The sequence below is a fragment of the Rudaea sp. genome (genome assembly GCF_036383415.1).
Classification (GTDB): Bacteria; Pseudomonadota; Gammaproteobacteria; order Xanthomonadales; family Rhodanobacteraceae; genus Rudaea.
Map to the genome: position 1 here is coordinate 1 of NZ_DASVOK010000337.1, position 6,438 is coordinate 6,438.

Sequence of the window (6,438 nt, forward strand, 5' to 3'; positions counted from 1 at the left end):
TGCGCGTCGATGTCGCTGGTTTCGGCGCAGTGACCGGCGACATCGCCTGGGGTGGCAACTGGTTCTTCATCACCCAGGATTCGCCGGTTCCGCTCGACGTCGCGCGCGTGCGCGAGCTGACCGCGTATACCGAGAATCTGCGACTCGCGCTCGAAGCAAACCGCATCACCGGCGCCGACGGCGCAGAGATCGACCATATCGAAATCAACGCCGCCTCGCCCACGCCCGGCATCGATGCGCGCAACTTCGTGCTCTGCCCCGGCCTCGCCTACGACCGCAGTCCCTGCGGCACCGGCACGAGCGCGAAGATCGCCTGCCTCGCCGCCGACGGCAAGCTCGCGCCCGGCGCGACGTGGCGGCAGGAAAGCGTCCTCGGCAGCGTGTTCGAGGGAACCTACGCCGAATCCGCGCGTGGCGTGCTGCCACGCATCACCGGCAGCGCGCATGTCACCGCGCAAAGCACGTTGTTCATCGATCCCGCCGATCCGTTCGCCTGGGGCGTCGGCGCCGAAGCCGGGGGCGCGTGAGCACGTTCGACCTGATCGTCGTCGGTGCCGGCATCGTCGGCGCCGCCTGCGCGGACCTCGCCGCGGCGGAAGGCCTGCGCGTCGCGATCGTCGAACCGGGCTCGATCGGCGGCGGCGCGACCGCAGCCTCGATGGGTCATCTCGTCGTGATGGACGACGATCCGGCCGAACTCGCACTGTCCCGTTATTCGCAGCGGTTGTGGGAAGCCTATGCGGATCTGAGCGAAGCGGAATTCAGTCGCTGCGGCACGCTGTGGATCGCTCGCGATGAGCGTGAGTATACGGGCATCGCGGCGAAGATCGCACGGCTCGCGCAGGCCGGCGTCGTCGCCGAGGCGATCGACGCGAGCGCGCTGTATGAGCTCGAACCGGAACTGACGCCCGGACTCGCCGGCGGCATGCTCGTCGCCGAAGAAGCCGTGGTCTATCCGCCGCGCGTCGCCGAATTCCTCGTCAAGCGCGCGGTCACGCGCCATACGCACCTGCATCTCGGCCGCCGCGTGAATGCGCTCACCAGCAACGGTGTCGTGCTCGATGACGGCACGCGCCTGAGCGGCCCCGTGCTCGTCGCCACCGGCTGCGCGCTGCCCGAGCTGCTGCCGATGCTGTCGCTGCGCGCGCGCAAGGGCCACCTCGTCATCACCGACCGCTATCCGGCATTCGTGCGCCACCAGCTGCTCGAACTCGGCTACGCCGACAGCGCGCACGGCAGCGAGCTCACCTCGGTCGCGTTCAACGTGCAACCGCGCCCGACCGGACAGGTGCTGATCGGTTCGTCGCGCGAATTCGATTCCTCGCGCGAAGTCTCGATGGCGACCGTGCGACGCATGCTCGAGCGCGCGTTCGCGTTTCTTCCGCGCCTGCGCGACCTGCAGGCGTTGCGCATCTGGACCGGCCTGCGCCCGACGACGCCGGACGGCCGCCCCTACCTTGGCGCGGTGCCGGAACTGCGCGATGTCTGGGTCGCTGCAGGCCACGAAGGACTCGGCGTGACGACGGCGTTCGCCAGTGCGCGCCTCGTCACCGATCAGTTACTCGGACGTCGCAGCGCGATCGATCCCGCTCCCTACCTGCCGTCGCGGGTGCTCGCATGAATGCGATGACGAAGCTCGTGCGCCTGCACGTGGATGGCGTCGCCATCGAAGCTCCGGTCGGCGCCAGCGTCGCCGCAGCGATCGCCCAAGTCATGCTACGTTTCGGTCTTCGCCCCGGCGGCGATGCGCGCGCACCGCTGTGCGGCATGGGCGTGTGCTTCGAGTGCCGCGTGCGCATCGACAGTGTCGAGCATCAGCGCGCCTGCATGACGATCGTGCGCGAGAACATGCGTGTGGAAACCACAGCGGAGCCAGCGCATGGCTGAGCACTACGACGTGCTCGTCGTCGGCGCAGGCCCGGCCGGACTCGCTGCCGCTGACGCCGCGGCCAGCCACGGCGCGCGCGTCGGCCTGATCGATGCGCAAGCGACGCTCGGTGGCCAGGTCTGGCGCCACGACGTGCGCAGCGACGCGCCGCGAGTGGCGCATAGCGCATTCCGCGCCGTCGAAAGCCGCACGAACATCGTCCATTTCACGCGAACGCAGGTCGTCGCTGCTGCGCCCGATCGACTGCTTGTCGAACAGGAAGGCGAAGCACGCAGCCTGGGCTACGCCAGTCTGATCCTCGCCTGCGGCGCGCGCGAACTGCTGCTGCCATTTCCGGGCTGGACCCTGCCCGGCGTGTTCGGCGCCGGCGGCGCGCAGGCGCTGGTCAAGCAAGGGTGGCCGATCGCGGGCAAGCGCATTGTCATTGCCGGTTCCGGCCCGCTGCTGCTAGCGGCCGCGGCAACGCTGCGCAAGCACGGTGCCAGCGTTGTTGCGATCTACGAACAAGCCTCCGCGAAACAGCTGGCCGCGTTCGCCGCTGCGCTCTGGCGCTGGCCGCAGAAAGCCACACAGGCCATCGCCCTGCGCGCCGCGCTTGCCGGCGTGCCCTATCGCGCTGGTGCGTTCGTTCGCGCGGCGCACGGCGATGCACAACTGCGTTCCATCGAAGTGCAGGTTGGAAAAAATATACAAACGGTCGAATGCGACTATCTTGCCATCGGCTACGGCCTCGTGCCGAACGTCGAGCTCGCGCAACTGCTCGGTTGCGCGCTCGATGCCGACGGCCGGCATCCGCGCATCGTAGTCGACGAGGAACAGCGCACGAGCATCGCCAACATCTACGCCGCGGGTGAAGTCTGCGGCATCGGCGGACGCGACACGGCGCGCATCGAAGGCGCGATCGCGGGACATGCCGCAGCCGGCGTAAGGCAAGCCGCAATCAAATTGCACTCCGCGCGGCGCAAGGCACGCCGCTTTTCCGTCTTGCTCGAAACCCGGTTCGCATTGGATCCGCGTATCCGCGAACTGGTCACGGACGACACGATCGTCTGCCGCTGCGAGAACGTCGCCTGGTCCGCGTTGCGTGATTTTGCCGACGCACGCGCAGCCAAATTGCAAACACGCTGCGGCATGGGCGCCTGCCAGGGCCGCATCTGCGGCACCGCGCTGGCCGAACTCGGCCGCTTTGCGCGCGGCGGCCTGCGCCCGCCGATCTTTCCCGCACGGCTGGCGACGCTGGCCGATGCCGATTTCGCTGCAAACCCTACTGACCCTTTCATCGATTCGAATCAGGAGAACTTCGCATGAGCAACACCTCGATCTGGCGCGGCGTCATCACCGCGATCACCACGCCCTTCACCGTCGACGGCCAAATCGACCACGCCTTCATTGCAAAACACGCGCGCTGGCTGATCGACTCCGGCTGCACCGGCATCGTCCCGCTCGGTTCGCTCGGCGAGGCGGCGACGCTCAGCTTCGACGAGAAGATCGCGATCCTGCGCACGCTGGTCGTGGCACTCGGCGAGCGCGCGCCGGTGATCCCGGGCATCGCCGCGCTGTCCACCGCCGAGGCCGTGCGTCTCGCCCGCGAGGCGAAGGCGAGCGGCTGCCGCGGCCTCATGGTGCTGCCGCCGTACGTCTACTCGACCGACTGGCGCGAGATGGGCGCACATATGCGTGCAGTGATCGAGGCGACCGACCTGCCGTGCATGATCTACAACAACCCGATCGCGTACAAAACCGATTTCTCGCCGGCGCAGATTGCCGAACTCGCCAAGCAATATCCGAACGTGCAGGCGGTGAAGGAATCCTCGGGCGACGTGCGCCGCTTCGCGGCGATCAAGAGTCTCGTCGGCGACCGTCTCGAATTGCTGGTCGGCATGGACGATGCGATCGTCGAAGGCATCGCGATGGGCGCGACCGGCTGGATCGCCGGCCTGGTCAACGCCTATCCCAAGGAGTCGGTCAAACTGTTCGAGCTCGCGCGTGACGGCGGGTCCAAGGCCGCAGCCGAACTCTATGCCTGGTTCCTGCCGCTGCTGCGCCTCGACACCGTGCCGAAATTCGTGCAGTTGATCAAACTCGTGCAGGAGAAGGTCGGCATGGGCAGCGAGCGCGTGCGCGCACCACGCCTCGTGCTCGAAGGCGCCGAGCGCGCCGCTGCGCTCGCGGTGATCGACCACGCCATCTCGACGAAACCGAAGCCCTGACATGAAAACGTTCGAACCTGTCCTGATCGCCGGAGCCTGGCGCGCGTCGCAGGATGCGCGTGCAAGCTTCTGCGCCTTCGATCCGACTACAGGTGAAGAGACCGGCCACGAATTTCCGCTCAGCGGTGCCGCCGACATCGAGGCTGCACTCGTCGCTGCGAGCGAAGCCGCCGTTGAGCTGGCGGCCTGCGAACCGGAGCGCATCGCCGCGTTCCTCGACGCCTACGCGGCGGCAATAGAAGCCGATGCGGAAACCCTGGTGAACCTCGCCCACACCGAAACCGGGCTGCCGCGCGAGCCGCGCCTGGCGAAGGTCGAGCTGCCGCGCACGACGAACCAACTGCGCCAGGCCGCGCAGGCCGTGCGCACGAGTTCGTGGACGCAGCCGACGATCGACACGCAAGCTGGCCTGCGTTCGCATTTCGCACCGCTGGCCAAGCCGGTAGTCGTGTTCGGGCCGAACAACTTTCCGTTCGCGTTCAACGCCGTCGCCGGCAGCGATTTCGCCTCGGCGATCGCCGCGCAAAACGCGGTGATCGCAAAAGCGCATCCCTCGCATCCGGCGACGAGCAAGCGCCTGGCCAGCCTCGCCCATCGCGCGGCAATCGAAAATGGGCTGCCCGCGGCGAGCGTGCAGATGTTGTACGACTTCGATCACGCACTCGGCGCACGCCTCGCCGCCGACGCGCGCATCGGCGCGATCGGCTTCACCGGCAGCCGCGCAGGCGGGCTTGCGCTCAAGGCCGCAGCCGACGCAGGCGGCGTGCCGATCTACGCGGAGATGTCGAGCGTGAACCCGGTGTTCCTGCTGCCCGGTGCGCTGGCCGAGCGCCGCGCCGAGCTGGCTCAGGAATTCTTCGCCTCGTGCACTCTGGGCAGCGGCCAGTTCTGTACCAATCCGGGCATCGTCGTCGTCCCGCAAGGCGCGCACGGCGACGCCTTCGTCGCCGCGGCGAGCAGGCTGTTCGCCGATGCGCCCGCGGGCGTACTGTTCTCGCAGGGCGTGCTTACCCAGTTCCGTCGCGGGCTGTCGACACTGGCCGATGCCGGCGCGCAGGTGCTCGCGCACGGCAAGGACAGTGCCGAACCGGGCTATCGCCAGGCACCGGTCCTTCTCGGCGTCGAGGCGCGGCAATTTCTCGCCGCCGCGCAGGTGCTGCAGACCGAGGTGTTCGGCGCGGCCAGCCTGATCGTGCGCGCGGACGGCACTGCCGAGATGGTCGCGATCGCGCGCGCGCTCGACGGCAACCTCACTGGCACATTGTATACAAGTAAAAAAGGCGGCATCGACGACGCGGCCGCCGCGCAGGTCGCGTATGCGCTGCGTCCGCGCGTCGGCCGTCTGATCGGCAACAAGATGCCGACCGGCGTCACGGTCAGCGCGGCGATGAACCACGGCGGCCCGTATCCGAGCACGAGCCATTCGGGCTTCAGCGCGGTCGGCATGCCGGGCGCAATCCGCCGCTTCGCCGCGCTGCACAGTTACGACAACGTGCCGCCGCATTTGCTGCCTGAGGACCTGTGCGATGCGAATCCGCGCGGGCTGCAGCGTCTGGTCGACGGAATTTGGGCGACGGGCAGCATTGGCGCGGAGAAGAACCCGTGAGCGCGCAGATCGGACATCTGACCAATGCGGAGGCCGAGGCGCGGCTCGTGCCATGGACGCGCCTGGCTGCGCCGATCGCAGGCGCCGAATACGAAGCGCGCATCGAACGCGCCCGCGCGCTGCTGCACGAGCGAGGCGCCGACGCGCTGCTGATCACCGCCGGCGCTTCGCTGCGCTATTTCTGCGGCGTGGCCTGGGGCGCGAGCGAGCGCCTCGTCACGCTGCTGATCATGCCGGCCGGCGAGCCGATCGCGATCTGCCCCGGCTTCGAAGCGGCGACGTTGCAGCATGTGCTGACGATCCCCGCGCAGATCCGGCTGTGGGAGGAACACGAGAATCCCTACGCGCTGGTCGCCGCCGCAATGAGCGAGCGCGGCGCGCGTTCGCTCGCGCTCGATCCGGCGGCACCGTTCTTCGCCTATGCCGGACTGCGCGCCACTCTCGACACGCACACGATCGTCACTGCGCAGGCGATCGTCGACGGCTGCCGCGCGCGCAAGTCGCCGGCCGAACTCGCACTGATGCAGCAGGCCTGCGACGTGACCCTGCACGTGCACAAGCTTGCGGCCGGGCTGGTGCGCGAAGGCATCACCACGACCGAGCTGAAATACTTCATCGACCGCGCCCACCGGCGTCTCGGCGCGGACAACGGCTCGACCTTCTGCATCGTCCAGTTCGGTGAGGCGACAGCGCATCCGCACGGCATTCCCGGCGAACAGCGCCTGCGCGAGAAC

7 protein-coding genes are annotated in these 6,438 nt (G+C 68.3%); all 7 read left to right on the top strand.

Features of this window, described 5'->3' with window-relative positions; genetic code table 11:
- On the top strand, positions 1 to 527 hold a 527-nt coding region (locus VF497_RS12545), incomplete at its 5' end, for a proline racemase family protein (protein ID WP_330889200.1).
- Positions 524 to 1,621: an FAD-dependent oxidoreductase gene (locus tag VF497_RS12550; RefSeq protein WP_330889202.1), complete on the top strand. Its 1,098-nt coding sequence runs from the start codon at positions 524 to 526 to the stop codon at positions 1,619 to 1,621. The genes VF497_RS12545 and VF497_RS12550, both read left to right, overlap by 4 nt.
- A 5-nt stretch (positions 1,622 to 1,626) precedes the next feature.
- Positions 1,627 to 1,887: a (2Fe-2S)-binding protein gene (locus tag VF497_RS12555; protein ID WP_330889213.1), complete on the top strand. Its 261-nt coding sequence runs from the start codon at positions 1,627 to 1,629 to the stop codon at positions 1,885 to 1,887.
- A complete protein-coding gene (locus VF497_RS12560; protein ID WP_330889204.1) occupies positions 1,880 to 3,196 on the top strand; it encodes an FAD/NAD(P)-binding oxidoreductase in 1,317 nt (438 codons plus the stop codon). Before VF497_RS12555 ends, VF497_RS12560 begins: the two co-directional genes overlap by 8 nt.
- Positions 3,193 to 4,098 carry a dihydrodipicolinate synthase family protein gene (locus VF497_RS12565; protein ID WP_330889206.1) on the top strand — a complete coding sequence of 302 codons (906 nt, stop codon included), beginning with the start codon at positions 3,193 to 3,195 and terminating at the stop codon, positions 4,096 to 4,098. The genes VF497_RS12560 and VF497_RS12565 overlap by 4 nt, the downstream gene beginning before the upstream one ends.
- A 1-nt stretch (position 4,099) precedes the next feature.
- Positions 4,100 to 5,704, top strand: coding sequence for an aldehyde dehydrogenase family protein (locus tag VF497_RS12570; protein ID WP_330889208.1), 1,605 nt, complete (start codon positions 4,100 to 4,102; stop codon positions 5,702 to 5,704).
- On the top strand, positions 5,701 to 6,438 hold a 738-nt coding region (locus VF497_RS12575), incomplete at its 3' end, for a M24 family metallopeptidase (protein WP_330889210.1). The genes VF497_RS12570 and VF497_RS12575, both read left to right, overlap by 4 nt.

Excerpts from the sequence above, each read along its gene's own strand:
- VF497_RS12565 (WP_330889206.1), top strand. The coding sequence starts at position 3,193 with ATGAGCAACACCTCGATCTGGCGCGGCGTCATCACCGCGATCACCACG.
- VF497_RS12555 (WP_330889213.1), top strand. The coding sequence starts at position 1,627 with ATGACGAAGCTCGTGCGCCTGCACGTGGATGGCGTCGCCATCGAAGCT.
- VF497_RS12570 (WP_330889208.1), top strand. The coding sequence starts at position 4,100 with ATGAAAACGTTCGAACCTGTCCTGATCGCCGGAGCCTGGCGCGCGTCG.
- VF497_RS12560 (WP_330889204.1), top strand. The coding sequence starts at position 1,880 with ATGGCTGAGCACTACGACGTGCTCGTCGTCGGCGCAGGCCCGGCCGGA.